This window comes from Fibrobacter sp. UBA4309 (genome assembly GCF_002395745.1).
Taxonomy (GTDB): Bacteria; Fibrobacterota; Fibrobacteria; order Fibrobacterales; family Fibrobacteraceae; genus Fibrobacter.
The window spans coordinates 12,279-28,993 of sequence record NZ_DGUN01000044.1 but is presented as its reverse complement, the minus strand read 5'-3'; the positions used below and the strand labels follow the sequence as shown (position 1 = coordinate 28,993).

Genomic DNA, 16,715 nt, shown 5'->3' with positions numbered 1-16,715 from the left:
ACTCACAATCATCAGGGAGAAAAACTATGAGTGAATTCGAAACCAACGGGACATCCCATATCATGATGGATGACTCTTCTATCAACAACGCTAAGGTCAAGGTGTTCGGCGTCGGCGGTGCCGGCGGCAATACCGTGAACCGCATGGTCGGCATGAACATCGAAGGCGTGGAATACTACGCCGTGAATACCGATGCGAAGGCTCTTGAATTGAGCAAGGCCGATCACAAGATCGCTATTGGTCAAAAGACGACCAAGAGCCTTGGCGCCGGCATGAAGCCGGATGTGGGTAAGAGGGCCGCCGAAGAAAACATCGAGGAAATCAAGGACGCCATGAAGGGCGCCGACATGATTTTCATTACCGCCGGTATGGGCGGTGGAACTGGAACGGGTGCCGCTCCGGTTGTCGGTACGATTGCCCGCGAAATGGGAATCTTGACCGTGGCCGTCGTGACCAAGCCGTTCAAGTTCGAAGGCAAGCGCCGTAGCACTCTTGCTGCCGACGGCATCCTGTCCCTCCGTTCTTCTGTCGATACCATGATCGTGGTGGACAACGAGAAGTTGATGAACGTCGTCCAGTCGACGGACAAGAACCTTACGCTCGATGGCGCTTTCAGGCTGACGGATGAAATCCTCGGCAATGCCGTACGCAGCATCTGCGACATCATGTTCCGCCATGGCCTTATCCATGTTGACTTTGCCGATATCCGTACCGTCATGACGAACGGCGGTAGTGCCCTTATGGGAACCGGTATCGCCGAAGGCGAAAACCGTGGAATTCGTGCTACCGACATGGCCCTTTCTTCTCCGCTTCTCGAAGACATCAATGTCGACGGTGCGACCGGCGTGCTCGTGAACGTCTCTCATGGCGAAAATTTCTCCATGCTCGAATACAACGAGGCCATGGAACACATCCACGAAGCCGTCAGCGACAAGAACGACCCGAACATCATCATGGGCGATATCTTGCTCCCGGAACTCGGCGACAAGGTCTGCATTACTATTATCGCTACCGGTTGCGGAGGCTCCGTGAAGCCCGAAGTTGCCCCGATGTTCTCTGCCGGCTCTTTTACGGCTCCGGCTCAGCCTGCAAAGGCCAGTGACCTCGTGAATACCCTGGGCGCTCCTGCAACGGCTGCTGCCGCTCCCGCCGCTCCCGCTGCTCCTGCAGCTCCGGCACCCCAGCCCGTAGCTGCAACGCCGCGTCCGACGGAATTCAACTTTGCGGCTCTGGCTCACCGCACTATTGCGATGCCTTCGGTTGCCCCGGAAGCCCGTACGGTGCCGATGAACGTGATGCCCGAAGAACAGGGCTATGCTTCCAGCAAGTTCAATGCACAGGCTGCGGTTGAAGAAGAGATTATCACTACCTCCGCTTCCTTGCGTGAAACGGAAGAAGTCTCTTCTATCGCGGACATGGACATCCTTTCTACTGGCACCAACGAAATTCCGACTCTTCAGCACTTGCCCATGACGGACCCGTCCATGGCCGCTGTCCAGCAGGAACCGCGTAATCTGAAGTACCCCGAGAACTCTCTCAAGACGAACGGGGTCGACTACGACGTGCCGGCTTACCTCCGCATGGGCGACAACGACCTGTTCTAATTTGAAAGTCAAACAATAACACACACAACGAGCGCGCGAATGCGTGCTCACCACAACACAAGGGAGTCGCCCGGGTCTCCCTGCCTGGGCGACTCTTCTCTGTTTTTTTCCCAAAAATATCCCCGCACAAGCGGGGATATTCCTTTTATCCGCGGTTTTTGCGCTGTCGTCTATATGAAGGCGAAAGAATCCCCTTTTCTTTTTTATATTGTCTGGTATATGAACGTTCGCGGCATGCTTTTAGGCCTTTGCGGCCTTCTGGCTTTTTCGGTAGGCTGGGCGACCGATTCGGAATTTCCGGCATCGGGTAGGAATGGCTATTTCCAGATAGGTACGGATTTCAATGTCGGCCTGAATGGCGGGCCTACCGCGGCGACTTTTGCCGCCGATACCGCGGACTGGTATGGAAGAAACTGGCGTGGCTTGCAGATTCCGCTCGAAAACGCCCGCAGCTACGAAGATTATTTGGATCCGTTCTTTACGCTCAGCTTCCGCGCCGGTTACAAGAGTTTTCACGTGCTCCTGGAAGCCCCGCTTCGCCGCGATATCGAGGCCTGGTACCAGGACGACTTGCATAGCAACTTTACGTACGACCCGAGCGAGCTCGACATCAATGTCCCGAACAATGCCTATGCCAAATGGATAAACCCGGTTGGCTTTGTCCAGTTCGGCCGCTTCGCGGTAGACGACCTGATGGTTTCGAAAAACGACATCTTGGTAGGGGGAGCCCCGTACCATGACGGCGTGCACTGGAAGTTTACTCCCGGAATCTTCCGCTACGATTTCTTGTTCAGCTCCCTGAACGCCTGGCTGTACGGTGATGACGTGGATCCCGATACGGGATGCCCGCCCGAAGGCACGGAAGCCTATGCCCAGAAATGTACGGAACCTTCGAAACAGGTGGCGAATCAGCGCAACCGTACCTATACCGACAATATCAAGACGTTCATGTTCCACCGCCTCGGTGTCGAAACGGACAAGTTCTGGGTTTATGTGGCCGAACAGAGTATGATTGGCGGCAAGGCTCCCGAGTTCCGCTCGATGAGTCCCTTTATTTATTGGCACGACAACTACGCGACCGGCTACACGTCGGCGGCGACGTCTGCCGAATTTGGCTACAAGACCTCTAACGGGGCCCGCTTCTATACTCAGGTGAACATGGAAGACATCAATAGCCCGGTGGGCGAAGATGACGACAAGGGGACGAGCCGTTCCGTCATCAATTACCTTGTGGGCTATTATCACGAATTGCAGACGGCCAGGTTCGGAAAGTTCTCGTGGCGTCTGGATGTGGTGCGCACCGACCCCGTGGCAAACAATAGCAAGTTGCCTCTGCTCAAGTACACGAGCCGCCGAAATTATCGCAGCAACTACCGCGAGCAGGATGACCCGAATTACGCCGACGCCTATTTCGTGGATTATCCTATCGGGTATCGCCGTGGAGCCGACGCCCTCGATATGTGGTTCGATTTCGGCTGGAGCAACAGGGTGCATTCGCTTTCTGTAACGCTTGCCTGGCTGCGTCAGGGCGACAAGGAAATGTACACGGATTATAACGTCGCGCTCGAGGGTGGAGACAAGTCCCCTTCGGGTGTTGAAGAGGCGCAGTACCTGCTGGACGTGCTCTACAAGATGCAGATGACCTATTGGTTCGGTTTCTACCTGGGCGGTGGTGCCCGCATTTACGAAAATCTCGGCCACGTCCGCGGCGACGACGGGATTGACGGCTGGATTCGATCTGGCGTCAAGTTCAATTTCAACCCGGTCGACATGAAGTTCTAGCCGTTGCCTTGTGACGGCCGTCACTTTGTATGAACTTGAAATAAATATATATTAAGAAAATAACATTTCAAAAGAGGTGTAGGATGACTTTGAAGAAATCTGCTTTATCCCTTGCTGTGGCCGCCCTCCTTGCGGCTTGCAGTTCTGAAACTGAATTCAATCCTACGAAATCGGGTGATTCGGACTCGAAAAATACGATATCGAAATCCGATGACGATTTTGGTGGTGAAGATGACTCCAGTTCCTCGAGATCCAGGAATTCTTCATCGTCAGAAGAGTCTTCGTCTTCAGCGAAGTCTTCGTTTTTGGACGACGAGGATGTCGTTATTGTTGATGAATTTGCAGATCTTCTTGTCTGTTCTGCCAAGCGCGAAGGCATGGTCGCCTTCGTGAAAGAAGATAAGGCCATGTATACGTGCGATGGCGATGCCTGGCGGGTTGCAGGCTCGATTTCCGAAGTAATCAATCCGGTGGATACGATGGCGCAGCATGTGGCGGACTCCATCTTGGCAGCCATGTTTAAATCGTCATCGTCTATGACTATACCTATCCTGTACAGTTCTTCTTCTGTGGTTATGCCGGGTTTCTCTAGCTCTTCTGTCGTGTCGGGCTGGTCTAGTTCCTACACCGTGCGGTTCTCCAGTTCTTCCACCGTGCGGTTCTCCAGTTCCTCCGCTGCACCGTACATAGTTCCGGGGGAGTCTTGTGAAGGGAAACTCATGTGCTGGGAAGGGAACTCGGGTGAGTACTTTGTATATACGGGGCTTGACAATGGTACAGAAACGTCCGGTTACTGGGTTACTTTTGGTGATGATCTCGATGGAGGCTTGTCTGCCATAGAATGGCCTGTTCCGCTTGGAAATGAGTATTCCGAGGACGCCATGGACCCTGTTATCGAATACTGCGGTGGAGTTTGCGGTTCGTTCTCCCTCAATGCCGGTACTTTGACCTATAAGCCGTTCGTTGGAGTCTTCTTCAATGTTGCTGGTACTGCTACCGCTACTGGTGGCGCCGCAACTCCTGCTGACGCTTCTGCTTGGGGTGGCCTCTGCATCACCTATACGGTCGATGTTGCTGCTAGCCTCGAACTCGGTCTTGGTGACGCAGCGGACGCTTCTATCGGTTACGATAACCCGTTCGTCGCTCTCCCGAAGTCCGCTTCTCCGAACCAGGTCTGCACTGCATGGTCTGGATTCAAACAGGCTGGCTGGGGCAAGGGTAAGGTTTCGGGCTTCGAAGCTGGGGCATCCCTTGCTTCTGTGAAGTTCAAGATCCAGGCAGCAGATGGAACTGCTGGTCTCTTCAATATCATCAGCATCAGCAGCATATATTAATCATAAGAATCTGCAATCGCGGTTTTAAAGGTTATAATAAACGGCCCTGAGTAAAATCAGGACCGTTTTTGTCTAAAATTTGTATATATTACTTTAGATGATATTCAAAAATGGGGGTTCCGAATGATCATGAAGAAAATTTGTTTTCCCTTGGCCTTGACCGCTATACTTGCTGGTTGCGGTGGCGAAACGGAATTCAACCCTACGCTGTCTGGCGATACGGATAAGACGATATCGAAAATAGACGAGGATTCCAAGAAATCTTCGTCGTCAGAAGACTTTTTGTCTTCGGAAAAATCTTCGCTCGCAGAAAAATCTTCATCGTCAGTATCTTCGTCTTCGGAAGATGGGGATGTCATTGTAGTCGATGTGTTTGAAGATCTTGTTGTCTGTTCTGCCAAGCGTGAAGGCGTGGTGGCCTTCGTGAAAAAGGAAAAGGCTGTCTATACTTGCGAAGACAATGCGTGGAAGGCTGATGGTGGACAGGTTGAACCGGCTTCGTCCAGTTCGTCATCCGTATTCCTGCCGATTTTGTCCAGTTCTTCTTTCGTAATGCCGCCGACTGTGTCCAGTTCGTCGTCCTATATCACTCCGCCGACATACTATGGTAAATCTTATTTCCGTTGGGATGGACCTGCTGGTGAATATTGGGTGGATACGGGCCTCGATAACGGTACGGAAACTTCCGGGTATTGGTTTCCCTTTGACGACCATGTTGATGGAGGCTTGTCTACCATAATATGGCCTGTTGCACTCGGCAATGAATATTCCGAAGATGCTTTAGACCCGGTAATCGATGCGTGCGGAGGTGTCTGTGGTACATTTAAACTTGATATCGGTTCGCTGGTATACAAACCGTTTGTCGGAGTTGCTTTCAATGTGGCCGGCATGAAGAGTGCTTTGGGCGATCCTCTTAAAGATGCCGACGTGGCGGACGTTTCTGCTTGGAGAGGCATCTGTATTACCTACACTTCTGATGTGCCTCCCGTATTGGAACTCAGCATGGGCGAGAAAAAGGATAGTGCCCTTGTCGCTTACGATATTCCGTTTGCATCGCTTCCGAAATCGACTACTGCCAACGAGGTCTGCAATTCTTGGGCTCAATTTAAACAGGCCGGTTGGGGCACGGGCAAGATTTCTGGTGACTCGATTGCGACGACCCTTGCTACGATTCGTTTCAAGATTCAGGCGGCTGACAGCACCACCGGGTCTTTCAATATCATAAGTGTCAGCAGTTACTATTGATAGAAAACCCTGAGTATCCAAATGAATCTTCTGAAACTGGGTTTGACCGCTTCTGTGGCATGCGCATGTACGCTGTTCCTTGCTTGCAGTGACGATGATTCGTGGACGCCCGCAAATCCGAATCGGGAAATGAGTTCCTCATTCAAGGTAAGGAGTTCTTCTTCTGAAGACAAGAGTTCTTCGTCATCCATAGACACTCTGCCGACACATCGCAGTGGCACTCTTTTCTATTGGAAAGGGGGTGCTAGTGATTATTGGGTGGACACGGGCCTTGATAACGGTACGGAAACTTCCGGTTATTGGTATTTCTTTGACGATCATGTTGAAGGAGGTTTGTCTACCATTACATGGCCTGCTAAGATTGACGTTGGTTTCCTGGATGAACTCGATCCGGTAATCGATGCGTGCGATGGAGTCTGTGGTAAATTTGAACTTGATGTCGGTACGTTGGACTATCATCCGTTTGTCGGCGTTGCTTTCAATGTCGCCGGTGTGAAGAACTTGTCTGGGGATCCCTTTGCAGATCCCGATGTGGCGGACGCTTCTGCTTGGGGTGGCCTCTGCATTTCTTATACTAACGATGTCGAAGCCACGTTGGAACTCAGTACGGGTGAACCTCTTTACGGTTATGATCTTCCGTATGTTACTCTCCCGAGGTCAGAGACTGGCGACGAAGTCTGCTTTGCCTGGTCCCGGTTTAGACGGGCCGGCTGGGGCGAGTGGGGAACCAAGGGCAAGGAAACTGGCGATGAAGCCGCGAAGACGCTTGCTACGGTAATCATCATGATTCAGAAGGCTGGCGGTACCACCGGTAAATTCAATATCATGAGCATCGGTAGCTATAATTGATAGGATTATAACTATATTATTCCTGTAAAACCAAGGAGTTTAATATGGCAGAAATCGGTACCCCTCTAAGTTCTAGCGCCACCAAGGTGCTGTTTTGCGGAGCTGGCGAACTCGGCAAGGAAGTCATCATCGAGATGATGCGTCTCGGAGTCGAAGTGATTGCTGTGGACCGTTATGCCAATGCGCCCGGCATGCAGGTGGCCCACAGGAGTCACGTGATCAACATGCTCGACGGGGCCGAACTGCGCCGCGTGATTGAACTGGAGAAGCCCGACTACATCGTGCCGGAAGTCGAGGCGATTGCGACCGACACGCTCGTGGAACTCGAGAAGGAAGGTTTCAACGTCATCCCGACCGCGAAGGCCACCAAGCTCACGATGAACCGCGAGGGCATCCGCCGCCTCGCCGCCGAAGAGCTGGGCCTCAAGACGAGCCCGTACCGCTTTGCCGACAACTTCGAGGATTTCCAGAAGGCAGTCAAGGAAATCGGCATCCCCTGCGTGGTGAAGCCGGTGATGAGTTCTTCGGGCCACGGCCAGAGCGTCATCAAGACGGAAGCCGACATCCAGAAGTCGTGGGACATTTCCCAGCACGAGGGCCGTACCGGTCATGCCAGCCGCGTGATTGTGGAAGGCTTTGTGCCGTTCGATTACGAGATTACACTCCTCACGGTGCGCCATGTGGGCGGTACCAGCTTCCTTGAACCGGTGGGTCACCATCAGGTGGGCGGCGACTACCAGGAATCTTGGCAGCCCCAGCCGATGAAACCCGAACTCCTGGAACAGGCGAAGGACATCGCAAAAAAGATTACCGACGCCCTCGGTGGCCGCGGCATCTTCGGCGTGGAACTGTTCGTGTGCAAGGACCAGGTGCTGTTCAGCGAAGTCTCTCCGCGCCCGCACGATACCGGCATGGTGACTTTGATTTCGCAGGATCTCTCTGAATTCGCATTGCATGCCCGCGCGATTCTCGGCCTGCCCATCCCGAACATCGCGTTCCACGGCCCGAGCGCCTCGAAGGCTATCGTGGTGGACGGCAACTCCGACCACATGAAGTTTGGCGGCCTCGAAGAAGTCTTGGCCGAACCGGATACGGCGCTCCGCCTGTTCGGCAAGCCCGAACTCAAGGGCCACCGCCGTCTGGGCGTGCTGCTTGCCCGCCGCAATTCTGTGGAAGAAGCCAAGGCGCAGGTCATGGCCATGCGCGAAAAAGTCAAAGTGGAATTGTAACGATATATGAAAAAGACCTTTCTGTACCTAGGCCTAGTCGCTCTGTTGTCGGCCTGCTATTCCCCGGAGCCATTCGAGGCCGAGGAATCTGGCGAATCGGCTGTGTCCGGCCAGACTTCCAAGATTGGAAAGATGTTCCATGTCAACTCCACCAACCAGACGTGCAACCCGTCGGTGAGCAACGACGTGGAAAATTATCCGGCATCGATGCTCTGGCTGAACTTCAAGGGAACGATGGCGGTGAACGCCCCGGATTCCATCTACACGACGACAACGAGAATCCAGCACGACCGCCTTACTGTAAGCGATACGGCGGGCGATGTGAAGTGGTACCTGATGATCGACAAGGACAAGGGGGAAGTCCAGTTCCAGGATCCGGAATGGAGTACGCACGGCGGATTTATCGTTTCTCTGCGCGGCAAGAGGGCCGAAGGGGAGAACGATATCCTGGATTACGGGATTTTCGCGGTGCGAATGGCCGACAAGAAAAAGTTCTGGTTCTACGATAAGGGCATTACCGAGACGGCGACCCCGCACCTGTGGGTGGATCCTTCCGCCAGGCCGGACTCCGCCGCTTCGGACACGACGGTGAAGGGATTCTTCGGTACGGACAAGGTCCGCCTGACCTATGTTTCGGACAAGGATGAAATCGTTTTTGTCGATTATGCGGACGGCGGTGTTAAAAATGCGAAAAAGCTGAAGAAGCCGTCGGGACGTAGCAAGTGGAGTATCGACAGTCCGCTCATTTCGCCGGACGGGAACTTTGTCGTGTACAACATGAAAGACGGCGAGTCGGTTTGGGAGGCCTATATCCAGGAACTCTCGGACAATTCGACCCCGGTCAAGATTGAACGCGTGGCGGGCATGGTATCTGATCCGGCTCAGCCGCACTGGTTCGAATTTAATGGACGCCTGTTTGTTCTGTGGGCGGAATTCACTGGCTCGCAGATGCTCAACAAGGCCGACCTAATGGAAGAGAGCGCCCAGGATGGTTCCGTGGGCCGTACTGTGATGCGCGAAATCCGCTTGGCGGCTGACGCCCCGAGCGACCTCGCTTTTGAATGGGTCGACGACATGCGTGAAATCGCACCGGTTCCCATGACTGGCGGCAGGTCTCCGGACGGCAAGTTCCTCGCGACTGGCACTAACCCTGCATATCTGCTTAAACTCCCGTGAGGCATGACATGAAAAGAAGACTCTTTACAGAATGTTGTGCCCTTGCTGCCGTGGCGGCTATCTCGTTCTTTATGGGCTTTGAATCTCCCGTGGAACCGGCGACTCCGTGGCAGTCCATTGGTGGTTGCGGTGCCGGCGGTTCCGGCGGTGGCTCCGGCGATGGTATCAAGTGGATTGGCCAGGGCGTTTCGGGCGGTTATCTGGAAGCCGAAGTTTTCACGAAGTACAATGTGGGGCAGAACTTCTCTGCACTTACGATGACTCCGCATTTCTCTATCAAGCCGACCTGGTCGACCAAGTTCGGGGTCTCTGTGCCGTTCGTTTCGCACCAGGGCGAAGTGCAGTACCGTACCAACCAGAGTCCGACGGACCGCAGTACGGGTGGCCTCGGCGATGTCAGCTTCGACTTCAGCAAGACTATTGGTAGCGGCGGTGCGGCTTCGCTTTCGGCAAGCCTCACTATTCCTACGGGCCAGTACGATATCAAGCGCGGAACCGATGCGAACCAGGAATTCTTGCCGAGCAGTTTCCAGAAGGGTTCGGGCCTCTACTCGCTTACACTCGGCTGGGACTACAGCCGCGATACGGACAAGGGAATCTGGCTCTACGGGCTGACGTATACGCACCCGTTCGCGATGCACCTGATTTCGGGCGAGAATGAGTTCAACGATTCCTATTGGAAAAATATCGAGCACAAGGGCGATCGTTTCGAATACCGTTTCAAGCCCTATGGCGAAAACGATTTGGGCGCGTTTACGCCTCCGTCTGTCGGTGCATCCGTCGCTTACGGCTATCGCGGCATTCCCGGATTCGTCCACTCCTTCGGGCTTACGTTCTCGGCGCCGCTGGGTGTCGCCTGGATTGCTTCGGAAAAGGTGAACGAGTATGACCCGAAACCGGATCCCGATCATCAGGCATGGTCGGCGTCCCTCGTGTACGGCCTTGAATTCTCGAATACGGACATCCCTGTGTTTGTCGCGTTCTCGCTGCCGATTCACGACAAGTCGGGCGGAGCGGACCCGGACGACGAATACAGCGAAAAGCCGATGAAGGAATGGAACGCTCCCGACTGGGACGACTTTGGCCAGCAGTGGACTATCGCCGTCGGCATCAAGGGAAGCTTCTTCTAGTTTGGGCAAGGCCGCGGCTGTGCCGCGCTTGAAATATATTAAGGAGGATAATGAAGATGTTTGCGTATGAGAATGCGCTGCGTGTTTGTAAGTATTTTACCCTAATGGGGATGGTCGCGCTTTTTGCGGCGTGCGGGGGTGATTCCTCTTCCGTAAAGCCGACTGCCGATGACCCGGATTCGGAAATTTCGTCTTCGTCCGAAAATCCGGACAGTTCTTCCAGTGATAATATTCGGAACTCTTCAAGTTCAAGCGACGACAAGTCGAGTAGTTCCGCCAATTTGTCTTCTTCGGTGCAGGCGAGCAGTTCTTCCAAGGGCGATGCCGAAAGCAGCAGTTCCTCTGGCAAACCTAATAGCTCTTCAGCCGAATCCAGTGATTCAAAATCCAGCAGTTCGGTGTCCGTGAAGGAATTCTCTCTAGAATCTTACACGAAGGACAGTTTCAAGAATCCGGACATCGAGTACCAGACCATGACGGACGAGCGCGACGGCCATGTCTACAGGATTGTGACTATCGGTGCGGGCGACAGTGCGATGACCTGGATGGCAGAGAACCTGAACTTCTCGGGAAACACTACAGACAGTGCGCTGGCTATAAATTTGAAATCCCAAACGTCGTGTCCATTCGAGAAGGCTGAAAGCTGCGATGTTTTAGGCCGACTCTATACCTGGACGGCTGCGATGAACATCAGCGAAGGGTACAAGGATTCTATTCCGAGTGCCCACAAGGTGGTTCCAATCAGGAATCATCGGGGAGTCTGCCCCGCTGGCTGGCACGTGCCGGCGATGAGCGAGTTCCTGTCGCTGTATAACAGGATTGAAGAAAAGCTTGGCTTAAGCAAGCAAGGAATTGCGTTGAAGTCGAAGGCTGGCTGGGATGATTCCTTGAGTGCGGGGAACGATATATTCGGTCTTTCGTTTGTTCCTGGAGAGGCTGTACAGAATGGATTCTTGGGCTATGTCTGGCTTGCCGATGTGGATTATGCTAGGACAAATTCGACGACGAGGATTGTTTTGGAAACGAATGCGAATCACACCCTCTTTAACGGAGGACTTGCCGATTGGAAAGCCTATGTCCGCTGCGTGAAAGATAAGGACGTGGTTACCGGAAAGTTCAAGGATTCGCGTGACGGAAAATATTACAAGTACGCCTATATCGGAAATACAAGGTGGATGGCGGAGAACCTGAATTACGGAAACGACAGCCTGGGTAAGTGCTCCTGGGATGACGATGAAAACTGCTCGGAGAATGGCCGGTACTATACTTATGAAGAATCCCGGACTGCTTGCCCCGACGGCTGGAGATTGCCTACCGAGAACGATTTTTCTGAACTTATAGAGAACGTTGGGGGGTCGGCAAATGCCGCCGTTTACCTGCGCTCGACGGAATGGAAGGGAGACTTGCCGGGCATAAATGCTTACGGCTTTTCAGCAAAACCGACAGGCTCTTTCCATTGGGGAAAAACTACAGATAATTTCGGTCGTGTAGAACCGCAGTTGGGCTTCAGTTCTGAGTCGTTCGATATGTGGTTGGGCTCCATGAACGGCATGTATATGGTAACGATATTGGATTGGTCGAATTCTTCTTACAACGTAATGGGAGCATTGACCTTCAACATAGATGGCGTGAATGAATCGCCCCTTATCCCGGTCCGCTGCATTATGGAACTCTAAGCCCGCGGGTGCGTCTTCGGAAAAAGAAACTGTTGCCCCACCGCCATCTAGAGACAGAACTAATGTTTTTGCCCTCGTTGGATTGAATGTAAAAATAGAATTCCCTTCAATTTCAACCTGTCCAATAAGTGTCCAATTAAATGGACTGTCTAGACATTTTTCATTCAAATTGTAGCGAATTCTCTTTGAATTCGCTTTTTTTCTTTTTGGCATGCTATTTGCAGTTTGTAATTCGTCTTTGAAAATCCTTGTATTGTAATGTGTATTGACATATGTATATACATTTTTTATATTGAAGAGGGTAATAGATGAATATTACAAAACACGCTTTTGAGAGGATGCGTGAAAGAGGCTTTACCGTAGAGATGCTCGGAAGGTTTCTTCGGGAAAAGAATCTGAGACGCGACCCCTCAGGGAAAGATGGTGTGTCAAAAATTACTGCTGAAGTCGACAATCAGTATTGGACAATAATTGTTACGGACGATTTGACGACATTGATAACCGTAAGGAGGGCTCATGAAGACGAGGTGCAAGATGCAAAGGAAATCTAGGTTGCCCAAAGGTTTCAAGCTGGTAGATGATATCTACCCCAAGGCGGTTATTGAGAAACTCGAAAAGGATACGAGTACAAGGGATCCGGAGATAATCTCCGGTGGCCATGAAACGGAGACTTTGGAAGAATCCATTGCCCGTATTAAACGGGCTATTGCGGAATCAAAAGAAGAAAAGAAGATGTATTCTATAAGGCTGAAGGTGAAGACCGTGGATGCGCTGAAGCGTAAGGCCGCTGCAGCTGGCATCCCGTACCAGACTTATATGAATGTCCTGTTGGACAATGCTGCCATGGCTTGAATAATTAGTTGTGCCTAAGCCCGCGGGTGAGTCTTCTTGAAGGCCGCCCTTAAACGTTCCGCATTTACATGGGTATAGACCTGGGTGGTGGAGATGTTCGAGTGTCCGAGCATCTCTTTTACGCTCATGATTTCGGCGCCGTTTTCCAACAGGTGCGTGGCGAAGCTGTGGCGCAGCACGTGCGGGCTCGCTTTACCTTCCCATCCGATTTCGCGCAATAGGTCGTGGATGTCGTTGCGGAGCGTGCGCAGTCCGAACGGCTTGCCGTCGTCGCTCAGGAATACGTAGCCTGCCGCGGTGGGGAGGTGGCCCGCTTCCGCCTCCATCTGCTTGAAGTTCGCGATGCGTTCGATGAACGCTTCGGTAATGGGCACGATTCTCTCCTTGTTGCCCTTGCCGAGCACGCGCACGAGCCTTGCGCCCGTGTCGATGCGGTCCCACGTGAGCGTCTGGCATTCCGAGATGCGCAGCCCCGACCCGTAGATGAGCTCGAGCAATATGCGGGCGCGTACCTGCGGGAGTTTGGCGTCGGGGGGCAGTTCGGGGAATTTTTCTTCGGCCAGGTCTTTTTGCCCGAGTACGTTCACCAGGCGCTTGGGGCGCTTGGGCATGGGGACGTTCTCGGCCGGGTTCTTTTCGAGAATCTTGCTCCGCACCATGAACTTTCCGAAGCTTTTTAATGCGGCAAGGTGCTCGCAGATGCTCGTGGGCGCGAGTTTCTGCTCCATCTTGAGGTCCCAGACGAACGCCTTGATGGACATCTCCGAAAAGGCGGAAAGCTCTACCCCTTCGCCGGTGCTGGCGAGGAACTTGTCCAGGGACTTGCTGTAGGTGTCGACAGTCCTGGGGGAGTACCTGCGCTGGGTGGCGAGGTATGTCAGGAACTGCTGGATATAATCGGAAAGTGACATTTGTGTAGCGTGCGAATTTTGTAGTTTAAAAAATAATCTATCTTGGGTGCAAGAAAATGTCAATGCGTAAAAAAATTGCTGTGGCTATTGCGCTGGCCTCGGGCCTTTCGCTTGCCGCCGACCGTGTCGCCTATGCGAATGCGACGCTCGATATAGAGCCGGGAGCCCGTTCCGCCGCTCTCGGTTCCACGTCTATCGCCGTGGACGGGGACTACCTGGGGCTCATTTCCAATCCGCAGCAGTTGGCAAACGTGGACTATACGTGGGTGAATTTTTCCCATACCGCCTATTACGAAGATACCCAGTATGATTTCGCTTCCGTCGCGATTCCCTTGAGCATGGGTGGCGGCCTGGGCGTGGCGCTTTCCCGTTTCGGTGCCGAAGATATTCCCTATATACGCGAAGGCGAGGATGTCCCGCTGGGTTCGAGCTACAACACCCTGGCCATTGCCGACTACGTGCTTTCGGTGTCGTGGGGTAGAAAGTTCTTTAACAGGCTGGACTTCGGCGTGTCTTTCCATGGGCTCTACCGCGACATGGACCAGACGGGCGTTGGTTTTCGCAGCGACCTGGGTGCGCGCTACCGCGTAGTGGACCAGTTCTATGTGTCCGGTCTCCTCAAGGGCTGGACTTCTTCGGCCACGACATGGGAGTCCGGGGAGTTTGAATATTCGTCACCGGAATTCTACTTGGCAGCAAGTTACGGCATCCCCGTGAAGTACCTGTACGGCATGTTCAATGCCTACTGGCAGAGTGCCGGCGTGTTCCACCGCGAGGCCCGCGATCTCGATTACGATACCGACGAAAACGGCGGCGAAAGAATCTGGGAAGATCCGTTTGACTGGCTGTCCGGCGGTCGCGGTGGAATCGAGTTCGAGTTCGATTTCGGTCTGTCCCTGCGTGCAGGTCTGAGCAGTTTTACGACATTCCAGAGTGTGACTGCGGGTGCCGGAATCGTCATTGCGAACTTCCTCGAGGTCGACTACGCGTTTGAATCGCATCCGGTATTCTCGCCAGTACACAGGGTGAGCGTCAGCGTGAGCCCGTACCTGTTTGGCCACGACAAGCCGTCCGAGGGCCACCTGACTCCTGCGGACGCTTCGAAGGCCCTGCTTGCCGAGGAACCCGATGAGGTCGTGGAGTCCGCTCCCGAGGAAAAGGCCCCTGCTCCAGAGGCGTCGCGCCCGGAATCGGAACAGCAGAAGCCGGCCGCAACCGAAGACAGCGAGGTGCTTGAAACGCCTTCTGCGGGCGGTTTGTACTGGGAGGAATAGCTACTTTTTCATTAAAAGTTGCTTTTTTATGTGATTTCCGTCATTTTTTTAGAATTTTAGGCTATATTTTTAACGTATGTCAGATCTGAAGAATTATCGCGAAGTTGGTGTCTTTGACTTGTTGTCCGCGCCCCTGAACCCGATAGGGGCTTTCGATGCGGAACAGTTCAAGTTGGATGCGCGCGCCCTGATTGACGCTCACCCCGACGACAAGTTTGTCGCCGTGGACTTGATGGGCCTGGATTTCGTGTATAGCGACGCGTATAACGCCTTCTTGCAGTTCCAGCACGAATTGTCCGCCAAGGGCGGCATGCTTGCTCTTCTCAGCAACAGCCCGACTATCGCCGACGGCTTGAAAAAGGCCGGGCTCGATCGTAAGCTCAAGGTATTCGCTTTCGAAGCGGAATTGATGTCGTTCTCCTTGCATAGCCAGGCTCCTGCTGAACAGGAAGGGGCTTCTTCCGGTGACGATTCTTCGTCGGCTCCGGTGGCTTCGCAGAATGTTCGTTCTTCGTCTAGCTTCTCGCTCGACGAAGCTCCCCGTAACGAACGCAAGACGGGACACCAGCGCCGTTTCACGAAGAGTTTCAACGCGATTACCAAGGACGAAAAGAAACTGGCGAAACAGGGCATGGCCATGCCGTTCGACGAAGAAAAGTCTTCGGGGACGACCGTGCTTGCCATCATCGTCATCCTGGTGGTAATCGGCGGGTTGATCGCCTATTTCCTGATGCGATAGTTGTAGAATGGCTGTCGAGTTCTCGGAATATCGGTGCAAAAAAAAGTATAAGTCAAGACGCCGGAACATTCCCGTGTTCCGGCTTTTGCTTTTGCTGTTGGCGGTGTTCCTGGCATTTAGGTTCGGCTTGATAAACAAGCTGGTCGACATGCTCCCGCTGCTCGACAACGACCAGGCCATGGTAGTGCTTTCCTGGGAAGACCGCTGCCGGAATTCCGGCGGCAAGGCTTTTGCTCTCAAGGACGACATGGTGCAGTGTTCCTGGATTGTAAGCGATTCCATGCCGCTGTTGCCGAACGCGTTCTTGCGCTATCTGGCGTCCATAAAGAAATCCCCGGTAGAAAAGCTCCATTGGGTGGCAAAGAAAAACGACTATGACAACGCCCTGCTGGTGCTTCGCGAAGATTTGTTAGTTTATACATACTTCAATATCATGCTCGAAGATTCGACATTCGCATGGATAGATGCCGAGACGGGCTGCAAGTTCCCGGGACTGTGCCCGAGCCTGCCTCTGGACTGGATGAACATTCCCATTTCGGAGGACTTTGACTTCGAAGGGCAGGACCGCCTCATCGCCGAAGACGCCTTTATCGGCCCGGGCGAAGCTCCCGTGCATCCCGTTTTGCCGGGTGTCGTCTTTACTGTCGGCAAGGATTCCCTGGGAACCTACGTGCTGATCGATCATGGCAACAACATCGTGTCCAAAATATCCGGACTTTCGTCGGGGCCTTCGGTCGGCGATACGGTCGACTTGAATTCCGTGGTGGGGCGGCTTCCGCCCAAGGACAGTGCCGAGTTTTTCTTGACGGTTCGCCGCAATGGCCTGTTTGTGCGTTGGGCCGATTTCTACAGGTCTGCCCATCTGGCCGACAGTGCCGAAATTGCTAGATTTAGGCAGCGAGTAGGAATTTAAC

15 protein-coding genes are annotated in these 16,715 nt (G+C 53.3%); 14 read left to right on the top strand and 1 reads right to left on the bottom strand.

Annotation, left to right across the window (positions count from 1 at the left end; genetic code table 11):
• Positions 1-26: 26 nt before the first annotated feature.
• From ftsZ to B3M32_RS04935, 11 genes are all read left to right on the top strand, one after another.
• Positions 27-1,604 (top strand): cell division protein FtsZ, encoded by a 1,578-nt coding sequence (gene ftsZ, locus B3M32_RS04985; protein WP_290743968.1) that lies wholly within the window; start codon positions 27-29, stop codon positions 1,602-1,604.
• 219 nt (positions 1,605-1,823) lie between these two features.
• Entirely contained in the window at positions 1,824-3,386 is a 1,563-nt protein-coding gene (locus tag B3M32_RS04980) for a hypothetical protein (protein ID WP_290743967.1), read from the top strand.
• 83 nt (positions 3,387-3,469) lie between these two features.
• The gene (locus tag B3M32_RS04975) at positions 3,470-4,720 is read left to right on the top strand and encodes a hypothetical protein (RefSeq protein WP_290743966.1); all 1,251 of its coding nucleotides are present in this window, start codon (positions 3,470-3,472) and stop codon (positions 4,718-4,720) included.
• Between the two features lie 129 nt (positions 4,721-4,849).
• Positions 4,850-5,965, top strand: a complete 1,116-nt coding sequence (locus B3M32_RS04970; RefSeq protein ID WP_290743965.1) for a hypothetical protein — start codon at positions 4,850-4,852, stop codon at positions 5,963-5,965.
• A 21-nt stretch (positions 5,966-5,986) separates the two neighbouring features.
• Entirely contained in the window at positions 5,987-6,814 is an 828-nt protein-coding gene (locus B3M32_RS04965) for a hypothetical protein (RefSeq protein WP_290743964.1), read from the top strand.
• A 44-nt stretch (positions 6,815-6,858) separates the two neighbouring features.
• Positions 6,859-8,043: a formate-dependent phosphoribosylglycinamide formyltransferase gene (purT, locus tag B3M32_RS04960; RefSeq protein WP_290743963.1), complete on the top strand. Its 1,185-nt coding sequence runs from the start codon at positions 6,859-6,861 to the stop codon at positions 8,041-8,043.
• 6 nt (positions 8,044-8,049) lie between these two features.
• Positions 8,050-9,219, top strand: coding sequence for a hypothetical protein (locus B3M32_RS04955; RefSeq protein WP_290743962.1), 1,170 nt, complete (start codon positions 8,050-8,052; stop codon positions 9,217-9,219).
• Positions 9,220-9,227: 8 nt separating this feature from the next.
• Positions 9,228-10,349 carry a hypothetical protein gene (locus B3M32_RS04950; RefSeq protein ID WP_290743961.1) on the top strand — a complete coding sequence of 374 codons (1,122 nt, stop codon included), beginning with the start codon at positions 9,228-9,230 and terminating at the stop codon, positions 10,347-10,349.
• A 50-nt stretch (positions 10,350-10,399) separates the two neighbouring features.
• Positions 10,400-12,025: an FISUMP domain-containing protein gene (locus tag B3M32_RS04945; protein ID WP_290743960.1), complete on the top strand. Its 1,626-nt coding sequence runs from the start codon at positions 10,400-10,402 to the stop codon at positions 12,023-12,025.
• A gap of 308 nt (positions 12,026-12,333) precedes the next feature.
• On the top strand, positions 12,334-12,576 hold the full coding sequence (locus tag B3M32_RS04940; protein WP_290743959.1) for a hypothetical protein: 243 nt from the start codon (positions 12,334-12,336) through the stop codon (positions 12,574-12,576).
• The gene (locus B3M32_RS04935; RefSeq protein WP_290743958.1) at positions 12,560-12,877 is read left to right on the top strand and encodes a CopG family antitoxin; all 318 of its coding nucleotides are present in this window, start codon (positions 12,560-12,562) and stop codon (positions 12,875-12,877) included. Before B3M32_RS04940 ends, B3M32_RS04935 begins: the two co-directional genes overlap by 17 nt.
• A gap of 14 nt (positions 12,878-12,891) precedes the next feature.
• Here B3M32_RS04935 and B3M32_RS04930 read toward each other — a convergent pair whose 3' ends face one another.
• Positions 12,892-13,788, bottom strand: coding sequence for a tyrosine-type recombinase/integrase (locus B3M32_RS04930; RefSeq protein ID WP_290743957.1), 897 nt, complete (start codon positions 13,786-13,788; stop codon positions 12,892-12,894).
• A 62-nt stretch (positions 13,789-13,850) separates the two neighbouring features.
• On the opposite strand from B3M32_RS04930, the gene B3M32_RS04925 reads away from it, so the two are divergent.
• The 3 genes from B3M32_RS04925 (at position 13,851) to B3M32_RS04915 (ending at position 16,714) form a co-directional block, all read left to right on the top strand.
• On the top strand, positions 13,851-15,062 hold the full coding sequence (locus B3M32_RS04925) for a hypothetical protein (protein ID WP_290743956.1): 1,212 nt from the start codon (positions 13,851-13,853) through the stop codon (positions 15,060-15,062).
• A 76-nt stretch (positions 15,063-15,138) separates the two neighbouring features.
• Positions 15,139-15,801 (top strand): STAS domain-containing protein, encoded by a 663-nt coding sequence (locus tag B3M32_RS04920; RefSeq protein ID WP_290743955.1) that lies wholly within the window; start codon positions 15,139-15,141, stop codon positions 15,799-15,801.
• A gap of 73 nt (positions 15,802-15,874) precedes the next feature.
• Positions 15,875-16,714, top strand: a complete 840-nt coding sequence (locus tag B3M32_RS04915; RefSeq protein ID WP_290743954.1) for a M23 family metallopeptidase — start codon at positions 15,875-15,877, stop codon at positions 16,712-16,714.
• Position 16,715 lies beyond the last annotated feature (1 nt).